The organism is Streptococcus sp. HF-1907 (assembly GCF_015594605.1).
Lineage (GTDB): Bacteria > Bacillota > Bacilli > Lactobacillales > Streptococcaceae > Streptococcus.
Genome location: NZ_JADNQT010000005.1, coordinates 1 through 16,769, shown reverse-complemented (window position 1 = coordinate 16,769; position 16,769 = coordinate 1). Strand labels below are relative to the sequence as shown.

The following is a 16,769-nucleotide window of genomic DNA, read 5'->3' as shown; positions in this document are numbered from 1 at the left end:
AGTTCTCATCAGGACTCCAACCTTATTTTTCATTTAAGTGATATGTTTGACTAAGTGGGTGTCGTCATAAAATTGATAACCGTGTTTAGGGTAAAAGTGATAGGATGCCAGCCATTGCTCCTTAGGTTCGCCTAGGTGAGCCTTGATGCTGCTTTTCCCGATTTGTTTTAAATGATTTTCAGCAAAAACTAGCAACTGACTACCAATACCGTGACCTTTTAAGCTAGACTTGATAAATAGTCGGTGGAGAAATACAGCCTGAGACTGTGGCAGGGACGAATAAGCAATGGAACCAATAACACGATTGTTATCGTCTATTGCAATCCAAAAACAATCCCCCTTTTCTAGATAGTTTTGAGGAATATCAAGTAAGTCAGGGTTGATGCTGGGTATCCTCCCCAAGGCATCCTTAGCCTCTAAAATCATAAAAATTAAATCATCCCTGTAACACCCTTCGTAATCAATGATTCTCATACTACCCTCCTTGACCAACTACATCATATCATAAAAGGTTCACTGTCTATCAATTCAACATGAAAAACCTTCCAAGCATTATAGTATCTGATTCTTGGAAGATTTTTGGTTTAACTAATCTGCGTAAAGACTTTTTTCTTCAATTCGAAGGTCACGTCAGTTTCTTGAGCGACGGCCGTTTCGTGGGTCACGATGATGACCGTTTTATGTTGTTCATGAGCAATTTTCTTGAAAATGGAAACAATATCTTGAGTCGTTTCTTCGTCCAAGTTCCCAGTTGGTTCATCTGCGATGATGATGTCATGCCCAGTTGCTAGGGCACGGACGATTGCCACACGTTGTTGCTGACCACCAGAAAGTTTTAGGACTGGTTTGTCAATCTGACTGCTATCGATACCGACTTGGGTAAAGAGTTGCTCGATGTCGGCTTGATTGATAGGTTTGCCAGCAATTTCAAGTGCTGTGACCACATTTTGCCTGGCGGACATGTAAGTCAAAAGGTTGCAGGCTTGAAAAATGGTTGAGACAGAGCTCTTGCGATAAGTGATCAGACCAGACTTGCTGATGTCCTTGTCTTCTAACAGAATAGCGCCAGCTTTTGGGGCGTCAAGCCCAGCCAAGAGGGAGAGAAAAGTCGTTTTACCGCTCCCAGACTGACCTAAAATAGAGTAGACCTTGCCTTTCTCGAAGGTCAAATTAACATTTTTGAAAAGATAATCGTCGGGATTATTAGTGTACCAATAACCCAAATCTCGTGTACTTAGTGTCATATGAGCCTCCTAGTTTGATGACAGAATGTCTTTTGGTTTCATACGGATGATACCGATACTTGCTAAAATCGTTGAAACAAATGAGATAATGAGGGCGATACCGCCAAGTTTTGCTACGTCACCAACTGATAATTTGACATTGAGTTTGTCGATTTCCTTAGACGATTTAGTCATGGACATCATACCACCCATGCCACCACCTGATGGAGCCTTACCGCTTGGTTTTTGACTGTTAGTATTTGATGAATCAGCTGAGCTACTTGAACTTGTACCATCGCTGTTATTATCTTGGTCAGGAGCTCCACCGCCACCAGGACCACCTTGCCCATTTCCAGGACCGTCATTTTGTTGGCTTGTTGTTTGTGTAGTGCTTGAGCTTGATGATAGGAGTTGGTTACCAAGGGTATTTCCGACCACATTTCCTGCTGCAGAAGCGATAGCGATTGAAATGAGGGTCACGATGAAAAGCTCTGCGAAGAATTGTCCGATAATCTTGATGCGACTTTCCCCGAGGCTCATGAGAACCCCAATCTCATAGCGACGTTCACGAACGCTTAGGATAATAATCAAGGTTAAGATAACAGCACCAGCGATTGCCACCAAAATCACGATATTTTTAGAGATTTTAGAAATATTGTTCAAAGGTTGCAACATTTGCTTGTAAATCTCATCGCTTGAAGTGACTGAGTATTTGCTTGTGTCGATTGATTTTTTAGCTGATTTGACGAAGCTTGAGAGTTTTGATGGGTCTGACAAAGTGATAGTTGCTGAGTCAAGGGTATCTGTTTCGCCCTTCATGGTGTCAGCGGTTGTCAAGTTGGTGTAGATGTTGTTTTGTGGGTTTGAGGCGTTGTTTTGCAACTGAGCTGAGGTTACTGTTGATGATGACTTATAGATACCAACTACTTTTAGAGTGTAGGTTGTTTCGGTACCATCGACTGTCGCCTTAACCTTGAAAGTGCTACCCACTGAAAGGCTATTTGCTTTTGCCAAGTCGGATGAAATCACAGCCTCGTTGTCAGCTGTTGAGTTGGTGATACCAGTACCTTTGCTGATTTTGTTTGTTCCAGACGTGAATTCAGAGACATTAGCAGTCGCATTGACCCCAGTGATGGTAAAGTCCCCCGTCACCATTTGCGGACCACCTTGACCACCCTTGTCAGAATCAGAGTCGGATGAACTTGACGAACTAGATGACGACGAGCTTGAAATAGCTGAAATACCGTCACCAGCACTTACAGTTGTTGTTGCTGTGAAGAGGTAAGATGAGACACCACCCTTCTCAGCAATTTTCTTAGCTGTCGCTAGTGGAATGGTTGTCGAAACTGTTGTTGATGATGAGCTAGATGATGAACTTGAGCTACTTGAGTCACGGTTCTTTTCCATCTGCGACATCATGTAGTCACGACTGACCTGCAAGGTCACAGTTGCGCCAGTTTGACTTTTGGCATTTTTAACGGCAGTATTGGCTGCATTATTAATGGTCAGCCCAGCCAAAACAAAAATCAAAATGGCACTGGTCACCAGAGTTAAAAGCAATGTTCGGCTTTTTTTGGCGATGGTCACCAACCAGGCACGCTTAAGAAAATTCATAGCATATACCTTCTATTTCTAATAGGATTGAGCAACTGCTATCTTACTGTTCTTGACTTAAGCAGAACTGAAAAAAGCCTTAAAGATTGCTGAAAGTCTCTTTGAGCGAAGAATGGCATTTGTATTGGATGATGATGTGAAATGCTGGCGCTAGGGTAATTAATTGGTCAATTTTGATAGAAAATGACAGAAAATGACAGAATTTTGGTTGTGACAAACCTTGTTATTAAGCGGATTGGCTCGGATTGCTTATAATTTTCCAAAAATTGACAATTTATTTATGAAAGATATTGACATTTTTACAAGAAAGGACTATAATGAAATCGGTTCCAGTAAGTTCGTTGCAATAAATAAGGTGACTGACAGTCATGGAGATTACTTTATTTATGTCAATGAAAATTGAAAAGGAGGAGAACAAATGGGTATTGGTATTATTATTGCCAGCCATGGTAAATTTGCTGAGGGCATTCATCAATCTGCATCGATGATCTTTGGCGATCAGGAAAAGGTCCAAGTGGTGACATTCATGCCTAATGAAGGTCCTGATGATCTTTACGAGCATTTTCAAGATGCTATTGCAGCTTTCGATGCTGACGATGAGGTTCTTATTCTTGCAGACTTGTGGTCTGGTTCACCATTCAACCAGGCAAGTCGCTTGAAGGATGAAAATCCTGACCGTAAGATTGTGATTATGACAGGTCTCAACTTACCAATGGTTATTCAAGCTTACACAGAACGCATGATGGCAGCAAATGCAGGTGTTGAACAAGTCGTTGCAAACATCTACAACGAATCTAAAGGTGGTGTGAAATTGCTTCCTGAAGAATTAACACCAGACCAACCACAAGCAGAAGCAGCTCCAGCTAAAAGTGCAGCTCCACAAGGAACAATTCCAGAAGGAACAGTTCTTGGGGATGGCAAGATTGAATATGTGCTAGCGCGTGTCGATACTCGTTTGCTTCACGGACAAGTTGCTACAGGTTGGACACACTCAACTAGTCCAGATCGTATCATCGTTGTTTCTGATACTGTTTGCAAAGACAAATTGCGTACAAACATGATTAAGCAAGCAGCTCCAAGCGGTGTCAAGGTTCATGTTATTCCAATTGCAAATATGGTTAAAGCTAATAACGACCCTCGTTTTGGTGCAACCCGTGCCATGCTCCTCTTCGAATCAGTTGAAGCAGCTCTAGAAGCTATTAAAGCAGGTGTTGATGTCAAAACAATCAACCTCGGTTCATCTGCTTACAAAGAAGGAAAAGTCAATGTCACTAAGGCTCTATCATTTGACCAAACTGACGTTGATGCCATTAAAGAATTGCAGAGCCTAGGTGTCAAATTTGACGTCCGTGGTGTTCCAGCCGACAGCCCAGCAAATGTTGATGAGCTTGTTAAGTTGGCTGAAAAGAAACTAGCAGAAAAAGAATAATTTTGGAGGAAACGTAAATGAGTGTCATGCAAATCATTTTAGTCGTTATTATTGCCTTTATCGTTGGATGTAGTTCAGTTAACGACCAAATCGAAACTTACCAACCAATCGTAGCTTGTTCGCTAATTGGTTTGGTAACAGGTAACTTGGAACTTGGTGTTATGCTAGGTGGTAGCCTTCAACTTATCACTATGGGTTGGGCAAACGTTGGTGCCGCAATGGCTCCCGATGCATCACTTGCTGGTGTTGCTTCAGCTATTATCCTTATCCTTGGTGGACAAGGCTCTAAAGGTATCGGTACTGCCATCGGTCTTGCCGTTCCTCTTGCCGTTGCAGGTCTTGCCCTTACAATGCTTGTTCGTACTGCAACTGTCTTTATTGCTCACATCATGGATAGCCGTGCTGAAGAAGCTGACTTTGCAGGTATCCAAAGATGGCACTTTATCGGTATGGCTCTTCAAGGACTCCGTGTTGCTATCCCAGCTCTTCTTTTGATGATGATTCCTGTTGATGTTGTTCGTAGCGGACTTGAAGCAATGCCAGAATGGTTGACTTCAGGTATGTCAATCGGTGGTGGTATGGTCGTTGCCGTTGGTTATGCCATGGTCATCAACATGATGTCTAGCCGTGAAGTTTGGCCATTCTTCTTCCTTGGTTTTGCCTTTGCAGCCATTAACCAATTGACTTTGATTGGTTTGGGTATCATCGGTGTCTGCCTTGCAGTTTTATTCCTTGCTCTTGAAGGTAGCGGATCTAACGGTTCTTCAAATGGTGGTGGATCAGGTGACCCACTTGGCGACATTTTGGAAGACTTTTAATAAGGAGGCAATCTAATGGCTGATAAAAAAATTACACTAACAAAATCAGATCGTGTTAAAACATTCTTACGTTCATATTTCCTTCTAAGTTCTTTCAGTTATGAACGTATGCAAAATGGTGGGGTAGCTTACACTTTAATCCCCGCTATTAAAAAACTTTACAGTAAAAAAGAAGATCAAGCTGCCGCTTTGAAACGTCACTTGGAATTCTTCAATACTCACCCATTCATGGCTAACCCAATCTTTGGTGTAACCTTGGCTCTTGAAGAAGACAGAGCTAACGGTGCTGACATCGATGATGCGGCCATTTCAGGGGTCAAAGTCGGTATGATGGGACCTCTTGCCGGTGCTGGTGACCCCCTCTTCTGGTTCACTCTTCGTCCAATCCTCCTTTCACTAGGCGCAAGTTTGGCCGTTTCAGGAAATGTCTTTGGTCCAATCCTCTTCTTCGTTCTTTGGAACATCTTGGCTGCCGCTGTTAAATGGTACACTCAAGAATTTGGTTATAAAGCTGGTACTGCCATCACAGATGACTTGTCAGGTAACCTCCTCCAACAAGTCACTCGCGGAGCTTCTATGATGGGGATGTTCGTTATCGGTTCCCTCATTGAACGTTGGGTATCTATTAACTTTACACCAGTCGTATCTACCGTTAAACAACAAGATGGTGCCTACATCGATTGGAGCAAACTTCCTGATGGTGTTAAGGGGCTTAAAGAAGCCTTTACACAATATGCTGCAGGTCGTTCAATTGATGTCAACAAAGTAACCACTTTGCAAGACAACTTGAACCAATTGGTACCAGGTCTTGCTGCCCTTGGATTGACATTCTTGTGTATGTATCTCCTTAAAAAACGTGTATCTCCAATCGTTATTATCATTGGTATCTTTGTTTTAGCTATCGTCCTACACGTTATCGGTTTGCTTTAATCGGAGACATTCATGGTTAAATCGCTAAACACAAAAATGGATCACGTTTCAAAAGGAACTTGGTTTCGTAATGGTCCTATTTACGGCAAAATTATGGTCGGTGATAAGGCTTTTGAATTTTACAATGATACTAAATTGCAAGATTACATCCAAATTCCTTGGACAGAAGTGACCTATGTCGTTGTTGATTACTACTTTGGTGGTCGCTACATCCCACGCTTTGAAATTCGTACCAAACAAGATGGAATCTTACGATTTGCTAGTCGTGACAGCCGTGGAACATTAAGAGCTGTGCAACAACGTATTCCACGTGAACACATGAGAAAAGCACAGAGTGTAGGAGCGGTCTTTAAACAACGATTCAAAAAACTTGCTAACTTGATTGTTAAGAAAAAATAAGTTTTTAACAACTGAGAGATCCTGATGGGGTCTCTCTTTTTTGTACTAAAAGCCTACGAAGCGTGTGAACTGCACCCTTTTTTTAGAAAAATAAGCAAATTTTCTTCTGCAAAAACTTGACTTTTTACCATTAGGTTTTTAGTAAGAAGAATATAGCATGGAATTACAGGAATTAGAAGATAATATTTCCCCTATAAAAGTAAAAAAGCATATCTAATCAATCAGTCCGATATATCAAATACAAGTTTATATAACCCGTTTAGTGACCTATCCGCTACTGAAGTAAAAGATATGATTGTATCTATGTCCGAGTGGGAAAGCGACCACTACAAGAATTTAGCTAGCAGATACTGGCAAATCATGCTCTCAGTGATGATTGACAATGATATTACACCAACTTTTGAAAACATTATTTTGTTTAGTGAACCTGAGAAGTTTTTAGAGTTGCTAGATGATATTAAAACAGGAGGTCAGATAGATGATGAGCAATATAGAAAAGCGGTAAATATCGCTAATAGCGAAGCAGGGAAGCAAGCAGAGATTTCTATTTCTCGTAGCGCAGTAGTTTATGAGGGCGACGGAGCAAAACTCTTTGGCGACCGTTGGGGCTTCAATATGCGTTCAGCATTTGAAGCAAATGCAGTTGTAATTGTACTATTAAACGAGTTATAAAATGGTTGGGCATTTAATTGATAAATCGTGATACTGTTTTTGGAATTTAAAGTAGATAATAATTAAAGAGCCTTGCAGCCTTTTGTGGTTGTAAGGTTCTTTTAGTTATTTGAGTCAGAAAAATTAAAAAAAATCTTCACAGAGCCCGATTTAAAAATTCAAAAAGGAATAATATAAGAGAGACCTCAAATTTCTCGAAAAAAATAAAGGAGCATACATAAATATGTTTTACATTATCATTAATGAGATATTGAAATGGTTAACCGTCTTGAATGAATTTTATAAATTATTACATGTTGGACTGAATATTGTTATCGCAATTATAACCATAATTTATCTCGTCAAAAAGAATAGAGGCTGGGACAAAAAGATTTTGATTTTAGGAATTCTTTATTATAAACTTTTAAAATCGATAGATTAGACAAAAAAGTGAACAAGATAGACTTCTGAGTGTCAGATAACTCCGTTTTGTTCGCTTTTCGCATTTAATTATAGATTTGAAGGGCTTAATAATTAAGATTTTTAAAAATTGAAATATTTTTGTCCCAAACTCTTTTTTGTAGCAAAGAGACTATTGTCCCAGACTCTTTAGAAATAAGAGAAAGGCAATTCGAAACAGAGACAGGGCGAGCAAATGAAGGGGGTAAAACCAGTAAAATACTTTTCCAATATTGGCCCCTTTTTGACCGTTGTAGAAAGAGGTCACGAGGAGAAACAGAAGACAGGTGGCAGCCAGATCAGCCAGACCATGATAGGAGAAATTGAAGGCCAAAATTAGGATTTGCACACTGTTCAGTACCAAGACACCGCCAATTTTTCGGAAGATTGGGTCTTTAATCTTTGCAAAGGCATAGATACCAAAAACTCCTCCCGTCAGTCCGCCGTCAGCGATAATGGACAGAGTAAAACAGAGTAGAATAATTAGAACTTTTCTCCAGGTTGCTGTTTGCTGATCACTGTAATAAAGAGCACAGAGCCCCAAAAAGAGAGTAACAACCGTATTTTGCATGATAAAGCCAAGACCAGTAACCCAGCCCATCAGAGAGAAAGGGATGATACTGATAAGAGCCAGCAGCCCTAATCGTCTCATATACTTGCTCACATCATGACTGTGCCGATATCCTTCCGCGATACAAAAGGCAAAGACTGGAAAAGCCAGGCGGCCTATTATGTGCATACTATTGGCCGGCCAGTTAGGAGAGAGAATATTCATATTGGTAGCCAGTGGAAAAGATACCCAGGCGATATGGTCAATCAGCATGGCAAGCATAGCAAGCAGTTTCAAACTGCTATTGTCAATTATTTTTTTCATAGGATCCTCCTTTTTCCTTTCCTATGATACAAGAAAGAGGTTCTTTTTTTCTTACAATTTTGTAAGTTGGAATTTCACCTTTTTACCTCATCGATAAATACTTCTGATTTTTTCTTGACAAATAAGACTGAACGAGGCTGGGACAAAAAGATTTTGATTTTAGGAATTCTTTATTATAAACTTTTAAAATTGATAGATTAGACAAAAAAGTGAACAAGACAGACTTCTGAGTGTCAGATAACTCCGTTTTGTTTGCTTTTTATATTTAAGGTTAGACTTTTGTCCCAGTCTCTATTTTCATTTGTATGGATAGATTGTTTAAATTGTGATAACATGGTGATATCAATATTGATAGCAAGGTGATACTATGAGTGATAACAAAATGGTACAAGTTATTTTTCGAGTTACGAAAGAAGAGGAAGAGGCTATATCTGAAAAAGCCCGAAGTAGAAATATTTCAGTGAATCAGTTCATTAAGAATTGTATCTTTGAAAATGAGAAAACAAGTGATAGCACTACCAAAGAAGATGATAGCAAAGATGATAGCAGATATGATATCGCTAGTGATATCATATCTATTTTAAATGAACAGTTACGTGCTAATGATGCCATTAACAAAGAAGTTACGGTCAACAAAACAGTAAGCATTAAAGCTGGTGAAACTTCTCAATTGGTACAAGTATTGTACTCGTGATCAAGCGTTTGGTGCAGCTGTTGATGTCCATGTGAAACGTATTGCTGCTGGAGATGTATATAACGAATACACTTTATTTGTTAATGGTAATGCTGTTCTATCAAATAAAGTTGTAACGCATACACCAGAACCAGCTAACCCCACATCTACGCCTACGCCTACACCAACATCAACATCAACTATCGCTAAAGCAGCACCAAAAGCACCGATGCTTCCTCGTACAGGAGATAAGACGTCTTATACTTCAATGTTTGTTGGATTAGGCTTGCTGGTTGCTGGTCTTTTTGGTTTCAAACAGCGTGAAGAACGTCAGTAAGGTTAATTAGTGGAATGAGCGCTTAAAAATGTTCGAAAAGCTCACTTAAATTGTTGGACTAAAGTATTCGAGGTGTGATAAAATAAGATAAAGATTTCATCTATTGAATTAGATGATATAGAAATGAGATTTTGAAGATATGGATAAAAAGAAATTATTGGTTAGTGGAGTTGCCGTGGTGGCGACTGTGATGACAGGTGTTGCTCATGCAGATGATGTTACACAAGCAGATGAAGCAGTGAAGGCACCTGTTCAAAAAACAGAAACGCCTGCTGTACCAACAGCTGAAGAAGTTGTAACAGCTAAATCAGCAGCAACAGTAGCTAATCAATCGGTGACAGCCCAAGAAGCTGTTGTAGCGGATGCTAAAACTGCTGTAGCAACAACAGCGACAATAGTTGTTCAAGCACAGGCAACAGCAACGATTGCGCAACAAACAGCAAAAGAAGCAGAAGTTAGTATGGCTAAAGCCCAAGAAGCTGTTAAAGAGTCACAAGCTGCTGTTAATCAAGCTAAAACGGATCTAGCAACAACGGAACAAGCTACTAGTGATATTCAATCAGCGGTTGATCAACAAACTAATCAGACTGCTCAAGCACAAGCGACAGCGATACAAGCATAAGAAGCTGTTAAAGAGTCACAAGTTGCTGTTGATCAAGCTAAAGAAGACCTTGCTAATCAAAGTGAAGGAAAATTAGCTGCACAACAATCAGACTTGAAAGACCAAGTAGCAACTGCTCAAATTGCTGTAGATGATGCGGCAAGAGCTGTCGAAAGTGCGAAAGAGTCAGATGCACGTCGTGCTGAAGAAATTAATTCGGCAACAGAAGCAGTAACTGCTCAACAATCGTCAACAGATAAAGCTCAAGAAACTGTTAACCAGTCACAAGCAACGGCAACAAAAAGTGATCAACAGTTAGCGGAAGCAAAGTTAGCTAAAGCACAAGAAGAAGAGCAGCGTGCGATGGCAACCTTGAACCAAGCAACAACTGCTTATCAGCAAGCCAATCCAAACATTTTTCATAAAAATGTAGTGTACTATAATCAATTAGATAGACAGTGGCAAGGAAGCTGGGGCTTAGGGTCATTTGCGGCTACAGGTTGTGTGCCATCATCTTTGGCAATGGTTTTCTCAACGATGTTAGGACGTACCGTTACACCATCAGAAGTTGGACGTTGGTTATACAATAATACTAATCAGTTCAATAAACTCTTCAAAGGAACGAGTTCAACTGGTTTGCAACAAACGGTAGGTGCCTACGGATTACAAGCTAAACCACTCAATTCTCAGCAAGAGTTAACAAATGCTCTACAAGATGGTCATTTTGTAGTAGCAGCTGTTCAACAAAACAAATTCTCTCCATGGTATGATGGTAGTACCCATGAAATTGTTTTGAAAGACTTCTCAAATGGTCAAACTTATGTTTATGATCCTTACCATCGTTATACGGAAGGTTGGTACTCAGTAAACAGTTTATGGAATGAACAAAGTACAGATCCAATTGACCGTCAAGGAGTTGTTGCGCCATTCTTTAGAATTTCATTTCCAAATAGTGATGCTGCGAAAACAGCTCTAGCAGTTGCGCAACATAGTGAGAATGAAGCCAAACATCAAGTTATCCAAGCGCAAGTGATGGTTGCGAATGCTAAAGCAGTTCCTGAGCATACATCAAATGCTCAAGCGATGGCAAACCAAACTCAAGATACTTTAGCAAAAGCTCAACAGGCTTTAACTAAAGCACAAAATGATGTGGAAGCTGCTAAACGTGAAGCGGAAGCTCATCAAGATAAGCTAGTTCTACTAAAAGCTGCGGTTGCTGAAGCTCAAGAAAAAGTAACGCAAGCGCAAGCTAATCAAACAGTTGCTCAAAAAGATTTAGCTACGACTCGAGCAAAACTTGATCAAGCGCAAGCTACGTTGGCAACAGCTAAAACACGCTTAGCTAATTTACAAGCAACACCAGCTGAAACATCACAAGCGCAAGTTCGTTTGGCAGAAGCTCAAGATACTTTAGCGAAAGATCAACAAGCGTTGGCAGAAGTAACTCAAGCACTTGCTAATATCAGTGAAACAGTTCGAGAAAAGCAAGCCGTTCTTGACCGAGCGAAGGCCGATTTGGTAGCTAAACAAGGTGATGAGAGAGTGGCTAATGCTAATTTAGCGAAAGCCCAATCTGATTTAGCTGCGTTGAAACAAATTTTAGCTGAAGCCCAAGTTAATATGACCAAAGCCCAAGCTAAAGTGGTTGCTAGTGAACAAACCTTGAAAGTTACCCAAGCTAAAGTACTAGCTTACCAAAATGCACCAATAGCACTTAAGCAAGCCAATGCTACTTTAGCCGATGCTCAAGCTAAATTAGCGGTCGCAAAAGCAACACTAGAGGCAGAATTAGCTAAATTAGATGCTTTAAGAGCAACACAAGCAGATACAGCAAAACATTATGAGACTGTTTTAGCTGCTTATCAGGCTTATCAAGTTGCCCAAGCTGAAGCTAATCGTCAAGTAAAATTACAATCTGACTTAGCAACGATTCAAGCTAAAGGTGGAACACCTGTTGCTGTAGTTGATGAAACAGGTACTGTTGTGGGTTACGTTGACGGTAAGGCTTCTTCAACGACAGCTAAACCGATGGTGAATCGCTCAAATAATAAAGTTGTAACTAAGGCAGCAGCGAAAGTTATAGCGAAAACGGCTGACAAGAAGGCTTATCAAGCACTTCTTCCACAAACAGGCGATTCAACATCCGTAGCAGTTGTTTTAACGGGTATGGCAATGGCGTTAATTGGTCTTGCTGGTGCACGTCGTAAAATGTATTAATCATAATCAATATAGAGAATCACCTTGACAAATGTTGAGGTGATTTTAACTATGTTGACGTGAAGTTTTAATAACAAAATGAATAAAGGAGAAAGTTTAGTTGAATCCTAAAAATGTCGCTCGTTTTTCTAACAGCGACAAACAAGATTTTAAGATTTTTACAGAAGACCCTACAGGTAACAATGAGGTTAATGTAAAAGTTTGGGATAATATAACTAAATAATGGATAGAGCTTGAAAATGATTATGTTACCAGTCCTTTATTAATTGGTATGGTCAATCTTATGAAATTAATGAACTTGGTCGGATAAATGCCAATATCAAAAAAGCTTTGGAGTTTGCGAAAGCTGATAAGTTGATGATTGATGATCGTTTTGTCATGAATGTTAGACTTAATTCTAAAAAATTACCTAAAGATATTGATCTAAAATATTTAAAAAGCAGGGCTGATTATGATAGAGTGATTGACTATTTAATGTTATTTATGGACTATCGAAAGTCGGTGGTTGATTTTGTAGTCTTTATTCTGTTTAAGTGTGGGTTTAGACCAGCGGAAGCTTTATCTTTGAATTGGAAAGATGTTGATTTTGAGCATCAGGAAATTTATAGTCATAGTCGGTGGGATTCGGTTCATCATAGAGTGGTTGCTCCTAAAAATGATCATTACTATAAGAAACTGAACCAACAGAATCCATCTGTGAGATACGTTCCTTTTGATTTAGAAGTGAAGCAAACACTATTGAAGTTGAAAAAGCAACAAGAAGCGGTTTGTAAGTTGTTAGGAGTAAAAAATAGCAATGATTTTGTTTTTTATCAGGCAGGGGCAAAATGGAATGTACCTGATGAATCAACGGTTAATAAGAAAGTTAAAAAGATTATCAAAGAGCTTGATATTGAACCAATCATAACTGCTTATGGTGCTAGACATACTTACGGTTCAGTAAAAGTACAGGAAGGAGTACCGTTAGAAGTCCTTGCTAGATGGTTTGGTCACAAAGATACTAGTATGTTAAGAAGTATATATATACATTTACTAGATGAAACCAAAAATGAGTGGTTTGAGAAGGAAAAAACTTACGGTGGACAAAGTGGCGGACAAATAGAAAAATAGCACTAAAAAAAGCCCTATAAATAAGGCTTTCTAGTAAGATTATAGCATGCCCCCTACAGGGCTCGAACCTGTGACCCATGGATTAAGAGTCCACTGCTCTACCAACTGAGCTAAGGAGGCAAGTAAGCTGTATTGGCACCGTGATTCATGTTTTGTATTGAACCCGCACGATTAAGCAGGTGGGCAACTCGCTTCTCCTACAGTCGCTTCCGTGTGAGACGGCTTGCATACTGGAGAAAGACTTTTGTTTCCCGAAAATACAAAGAAATAGTCGGTCAACACTTAGATATGAATTCGTATGCCACAGCAATCTTTCTATGTACTTATAATACCACTTTCTAGAAAAATTTCAAGAGGGAAATCTGATTTTTTGAAATCGTTTGCGAAAATCGCTTATGAAATTTACTGAGAAAGCCTATCAATTCGCTCTTTATTAGCTCCCAAGGCGCGTTCATATTTTCCGGTGTCATTTGGGTCAAAGTAGTTTTTTCCAACTAATTTGTCAGGTAGGTATTGTTGTTTGACCCATTTTTCAGGATAGGCGTGGGGGTATTTATAATCTTGTGCGTTGCCCAGCTCCTTGCTTCCGGAGTAGTGGCCGTCTCGTAAATGGCGTGGAATTGGTAGCGTTCCGCTCTTATGAAGGTCAGCGATAGCTTTGTCCATAGCCACATAAGCTGAGTTGGACTTAGGGGAGAGCGCCAAATCAACGACCACATTGGCAATCAAAATGCGAGCCTCAGGAAAGCCAATACTTTTGGCAGCCTCAAGGGCGGTCACGGTGTGAATCTGGGCGTCGGGGTTGGCGAGACCAATATCCTCGTAGGCGATAACCGTCAGACGGCGCGCTAGACTAGGCAAGTCACCAGCCTCCACCAAGCGAGCGGCATAATGCAGGCTAGCATTGACATCAGAGCCACGGATGGACTTTTGGAGAGCCGATAACACATCGTAGTGCCCATCGCCGTCCTTATCCATGGTAATGTAGCTGCGCTGCAAAGAGTTTTCCACGGTGTTCAGACTAATGTGTCTAGAGCCATCCTCAGATGCAGGAGTGGACATAACGGCTAGGTCCAGCGAATTATAGGCTGAACGCAGGTCTCCGTTGGTAGCTGTCGCGATAAAATCAAGAGCGTCAGCGTCAAGGATAACCTCAAAATCAAACCCACGTTCCTTATCGGAAATAGCAATCTCAATAGCTTTCTTGATATCCTCATTAGACAGAGGCTCCAGCTCAAAAATCTGAACTCGAGAACGGATGGCTGGTGTGACTGAGAAAAAAGGATTTTCAGTCGTCGCCCCAATCATGATAATGTTGCCATTCTCTAGAAGTGGGAGCAGAAAATCTTGTTTACTCTTGTCTAGGCGATGAATTTCATCAAGGAGCAGAACCAGTCCACCAGAGAATTTGGCTTCTTCGGCGATTTCTTGCAGGCGTTTTTTGGTATCGGTGGTGGCGTTGAAGGTACGAAAGGCAAATTTGGTCGTGCCCGCGATGGCTGATGCGATAGAGGTCTTTCCAATCCCAGGTGGTCCGTAGAGAATCATAGACGACAGCATATTAGCTTCCACCATGCGACGGATGATTTTCCCCTCGCCGACTAGATGGCTCTGCCCGATGACTTGGTCGATGGTCTTTGGTCGCATGCGGAGGGCTAGGTTATTTTGCATTGGCGTCCTCCAAGGTCAGACTGTAGTTGAGTCCATCTACGTAGCGACCGCCCAGATAAAATTCATTCTTGAGGCAGGCTTCTTGGACAAAGCCCAACTTCTCATAAAAAGCGATGGCTTTGGGGTTTGACCCCAAGACGTTGAGCACGACTTTCTTATAGTCCTCGTCTTTTGCGTTGGTCAGGAATTGCGCCATAAGCTGGCGCCCCACACCTAGCCCTCGCATGCCATCTTTGACGGCGATGCCGAAAGTGACCACATGGCTGCCGCTGGCAAATGGGTAACGGGGCTGGTAATCAAGCACGCCAACTAGTTGTCCCTCATGCTCAGCCACCAGCATCTGTGTGCCAATCTGGAGATTGCGAGTGATTTTGTCGGGGTTGGCGACGGGCAGGGGAGCAGGAGTATTGGTCTCGTTCCAAACGCTATTTTCAAGAGTAACGACGGCATCAATGTCATCGCTGGTGATTGGTCGTATAATCATAGGATTTCCTTTGCAAGTGTGATAGAATTTAGTCTTCCCAGTAGTGTTCAATATTAGTGATAGCGGAGGGGAAACCGATCAGCTGAATATCGAATTTTAGTGAAGGTTCGATTCGTGAGGAGGCATTGTGAATGCGAAAACTGATAGTCCATCCGTTATCCATGACAAGGATAAGTGTATTTTTGGAGTCAGGTTTTTAGTCAAAAAATAGTTGTTGGGAGTATATTAGAAAAATCTTTGGTCTTTGAACGTGCCTTATTTCTTTGATAGGGTTGCGACAAAGTATTATGAATATTGAAAGATTGAACAACAGTTTTTTCTTCTTTTTCTTTAGCGATAATTTTATAAAAGTCTGCTCGTCCTAATAAGTATTCTACAAGTTTTAGAGTGATGTTATCATTTGCCTGTGTTAGCTTCAATAATTCTTGGCGAAAGGTGTCCAGAAGAGGTTGGTACACTTCTTTCTCTTTATCCTCAAAAAGCGACCACTGATGTTGTCATAGTAAGTTTGTGAAACAGGGATTCCAAACCATTTTTGACCAAAATCGATAGTTTTTGATAGACGAGAGTGTTTTAAGGCGTGGTGATTATGTTTGCATGAGATACCAATTTCCCAACCGGTTTGATTTTTCAAAAATATAATATCCCGAACATCTCCGTCTGCCCCACTTTTATCTTTTAGGATAGTGAGTTCAATGTTTTCATCACCGTGACTAAGGTTTGGTTCAGCATTGATAAGTGTTTTAACACTGACATCTGCAGCAATCAGTAATCGTTTTTGGCTATCATCATCTAATTGTGAGAAGAAGTACTCCACTGTTTCAACGGCTGTGTTATTGTTAATAAAAACATTCGTTCCTAGAGATTTAAGTTTGTTGTAATATGTTATTAAGCAGGCGTATTCAAATCCTTTTCCAAATGTTACTTGAGTTGGCATCGTATTACTTTCCCTTCGTCAAATATCTTTCATTATCTCACAAATGCTAACACTGGCCAAGATGAAGTGAAGCCTTTTTGTTATAATGTTAACATCCTAAGTAAAGATAGAGAAGATTGATGACTATAAAAGAGAAAAAAGATTTTATTTACCCGTGGTGCTAGTTAATTTCAAAATACCATAAAAAGCCCAAAAGGACTATACTGTAAGTGACCAAACAAACAGAGAGGACGTCCTAATGAGCTACTTACAGTATACCGCAAAACCCCATCACTTACAATGGAATATCAAGCAATTATCAAAACTTTGCCATCAGCTATATCGTGATTATTGTCCTGAATC

Annotated in this window: 16 protein-coding genes, 1 tRNA gene and 4 pseudogenes; 12 read left to right on the top strand and 9 right to left on the bottom strand. The window is 40.5% G+C overall.

Annotated features, from left to right (window positions below):
* Positions 1 to 33 precede the first annotated feature (33 nt).
* The 3 genes from IYQ92_RS04310 to IYQ92_RS04300 form a co-directional block, all read right to left on the bottom strand.
* A complete protein-coding gene (locus tag IYQ92_RS04310) occupies positions 34 to 474 on the bottom strand; it encodes a GNAT family N-acetyltransferase (RefSeq protein ID WP_195675508.1) in 441 nt (146 codons plus the stop codon).
* A gap of 110 nt (positions 475 to 584) precedes the next feature.
* Positions 585 to 1,244 carry an ABC transporter ATP-binding protein gene (locus IYQ92_RS04305; RefSeq protein WP_195675507.1) on the bottom strand — a complete coding sequence of 220 codons (660 nt, stop codon included), beginning with the start codon at positions 1,242 to 1,244 and terminating at the stop codon, positions 585 to 587.
* A 9-nt stretch (positions 1,245 to 1,253) separates the two neighbouring features.
* Positions 1,254 to 2,837 (bottom strand): ABC transporter permease, encoded by a 1,584-nt coding sequence (locus IYQ92_RS04300; RefSeq protein ID WP_195675506.1) that lies wholly within the window; start codon positions 2,835 to 2,837, stop codon positions 1,254 to 1,256.
* 418 nt (positions 2,838 to 3,255) lie between these two features.
* On the opposite strand from IYQ92_RS04300, the gene IYQ92_RS04295 reads away from it, so the two are divergent.
* From IYQ92_RS04295 to IYQ92_RS04275, 5 genes are all read left to right on the top strand, one after another.
* Positions 3,256 to 4,266, top strand: a complete 1,011-nt coding sequence (locus tag IYQ92_RS04295; RefSeq protein ID WP_195675505.1) for a PTS sugar transporter subunit IIB — start codon at positions 3,256 to 3,258, stop codon at positions 4,264 to 4,266.
* A gap of 17 nt (positions 4,267 to 4,283) precedes the next feature.
* A complete protein-coding gene (locus IYQ92_RS04290) occupies positions 4,284 to 5,084 on the top strand; it encodes a PTS mannose/fructose/sorbose transporter subunit IIC (protein ID WP_195675504.1) in 801 nt (266 codons plus the stop codon).
* 15 nt (positions 5,085 to 5,099) lie between these two features.
* Positions 5,100 to 6,014, top strand: coding sequence for a PTS system mannose/fructose/sorbose family transporter subunit IID (locus IYQ92_RS04285; RefSeq protein ID WP_195675503.1), 915 nt, complete (start codon positions 5,100 to 5,102; stop codon positions 6,012 to 6,014).
* Positions 6,015 to 6,026: 12 nt separating this feature from the next.
* A complete protein-coding gene (locus tag IYQ92_RS04280) occupies positions 6,027 to 6,413 on the top strand; it encodes a DUF956 family protein (protein WP_195675502.1) in 387 nt (128 codons plus the stop codon).
* Between the two features lie 291 nt (positions 6,414 to 6,704).
* Positions 6,705 to 7,085 (top strand): hypothetical protein, encoded by a 381-nt coding sequence (locus IYQ92_RS04275; protein WP_195675501.1) that lies wholly within the window; start codon positions 6,705 to 6,707, stop codon positions 7,083 to 7,085.
* A gap of 571 nt (positions 7,086 to 7,656) precedes the next feature.
* Here IYQ92_RS04275 and IYQ92_RS04270 read toward each other — a convergent pair.
* Entirely contained in the window at positions 7,657 to 8,397 is a 741-nt protein-coding gene (locus tag IYQ92_RS04270; protein ID WP_195675500.1) for a TraX family protein, read from the bottom strand.
* 367 nt (positions 8,398 to 8,764) lie between these two features.
* Here IYQ92_RS04270 and IYQ92_RS04265 point away from each other — a divergent pair, with 367 nt between their 5' ends.
* The 6 genes and pseudogenes from IYQ92_RS04265 to IYQ92_RS04245 all read left to right on the top strand — a co-directional run.
* Positions 8,765 to 9,091, top strand: coding sequence for a plasmid mobilization protein (locus IYQ92_RS04265; protein ID WP_195675499.1), 327 nt, complete (start codon positions 8,765 to 8,767; stop codon positions 9,089 to 9,091).
* On the top strand, positions 9,054 to 9,407 hold the full coding sequence (locus tag IYQ92_RS04260) for an LPXTG cell wall anchor domain-containing protein (protein WP_195675498.1): 354 nt from the start codon (positions 9,054 to 9,056) through the stop codon (positions 9,405 to 9,407). The genes IYQ92_RS04265 and IYQ92_RS04260 overlap by 38 nt, the downstream gene beginning before the upstream one ends.
* A gap of 139 nt (positions 9,408 to 9,546) precedes the next feature.
* Positions 9,547 to 10,029, top strand: a complete 483-nt coding sequence (locus tag IYQ92_RS04255; RefSeq protein WP_195675497.1) for a hypothetical protein — start codon at positions 9,547 to 9,549, stop codon at positions 10,027 to 10,029.
* Between the two features lie 93 nt (positions 10,030 to 10,122).
* Entirely contained in the window at positions 10,123 to 12,225 is a 2,103-nt protein-coding gene (locus tag IYQ92_RS04250) for an LPXTG cell wall anchor domain-containing protein (protein ID WP_195675496.1), read from the top strand.
* Positions 12,226 to 12,325: 100 nt separating this feature from the next.
* A complete protein-coding gene (locus IYQ92_RS10490) occupies positions 12,326 to 12,448 on the top strand; it encodes a hypothetical protein (RefSeq protein WP_267490038.1) in 123 nt (40 codons plus the stop codon).
* A gap of 26 nt (positions 12,449 to 12,474) precedes the next feature.
* Positions 12,475 to 13,335 (top strand): annotated as a pseudogene (locus IYQ92_RS04245) (site-specific integrase); the annotation flags it as partial.
* A gap of 47 nt (positions 13,336 to 13,382) precedes the next feature.
* On the opposite strand, the gene IYQ92_RS04240 reads toward IYQ92_RS04245, so the two are convergent.
* The 5 genes and pseudogenes from IYQ92_RS04240 to IYQ92_RS04225 all read right to left on the bottom strand — a co-directional run bounded on the left by IYQ92_RS04240 (position 13,383) and on the right by IYQ92_RS04225 (position 16,427).
* Positions 13,383 to 13,455 (bottom strand) — tRNA-Lys (locus tag IYQ92_RS04240).
* A 282-nt stretch (positions 13,456 to 13,737) separates the two neighbouring features.
* Positions 13,738 to 15,006: a replication-associated recombination protein A gene (locus IYQ92_RS04235; RefSeq protein ID WP_195675495.1), complete on the bottom strand. Its 1,269-nt coding sequence runs from the start codon at positions 15,004 to 15,006 to the stop codon at positions 13,738 to 13,740.
* A complete protein-coding gene (locus IYQ92_RS04230) occupies positions 14,996 to 15,490 on the bottom strand; it encodes a GNAT family N-acetyltransferase (protein ID WP_195675494.1) in 495 nt (164 codons plus the stop codon). The genes IYQ92_RS04235 and IYQ92_RS04230 overlap by 11 nt, the downstream gene beginning before the upstream one ends.
* A 28-nt stretch (positions 15,491 to 15,518) precedes the next feature.
* Positions 15,519 to 15,674 (bottom strand): annotated as a pseudogene (locus tag IYQ92_RS10695) (HaeIII family restriction endonuclease); the annotation flags it as partial.
* A 16-nt stretch (positions 15,675 to 15,690) separates the two neighbouring features.
* Positions 15,691 to 16,427 (bottom strand): annotated as a pseudogene (locus IYQ92_RS04225) (HaeIII family restriction endonuclease).
* Positions 16,428 to 16,665: 238 nt separating this feature from the next.
* Between IYQ92_RS04225 and IYQ92_RS04220 the strand changes: the two are divergent.
* A pseudogene (locus tag IYQ92_RS04220) lies at positions 16,666 to 16,769 on the top strand (IS982 family transposase); the annotation flags it as partial.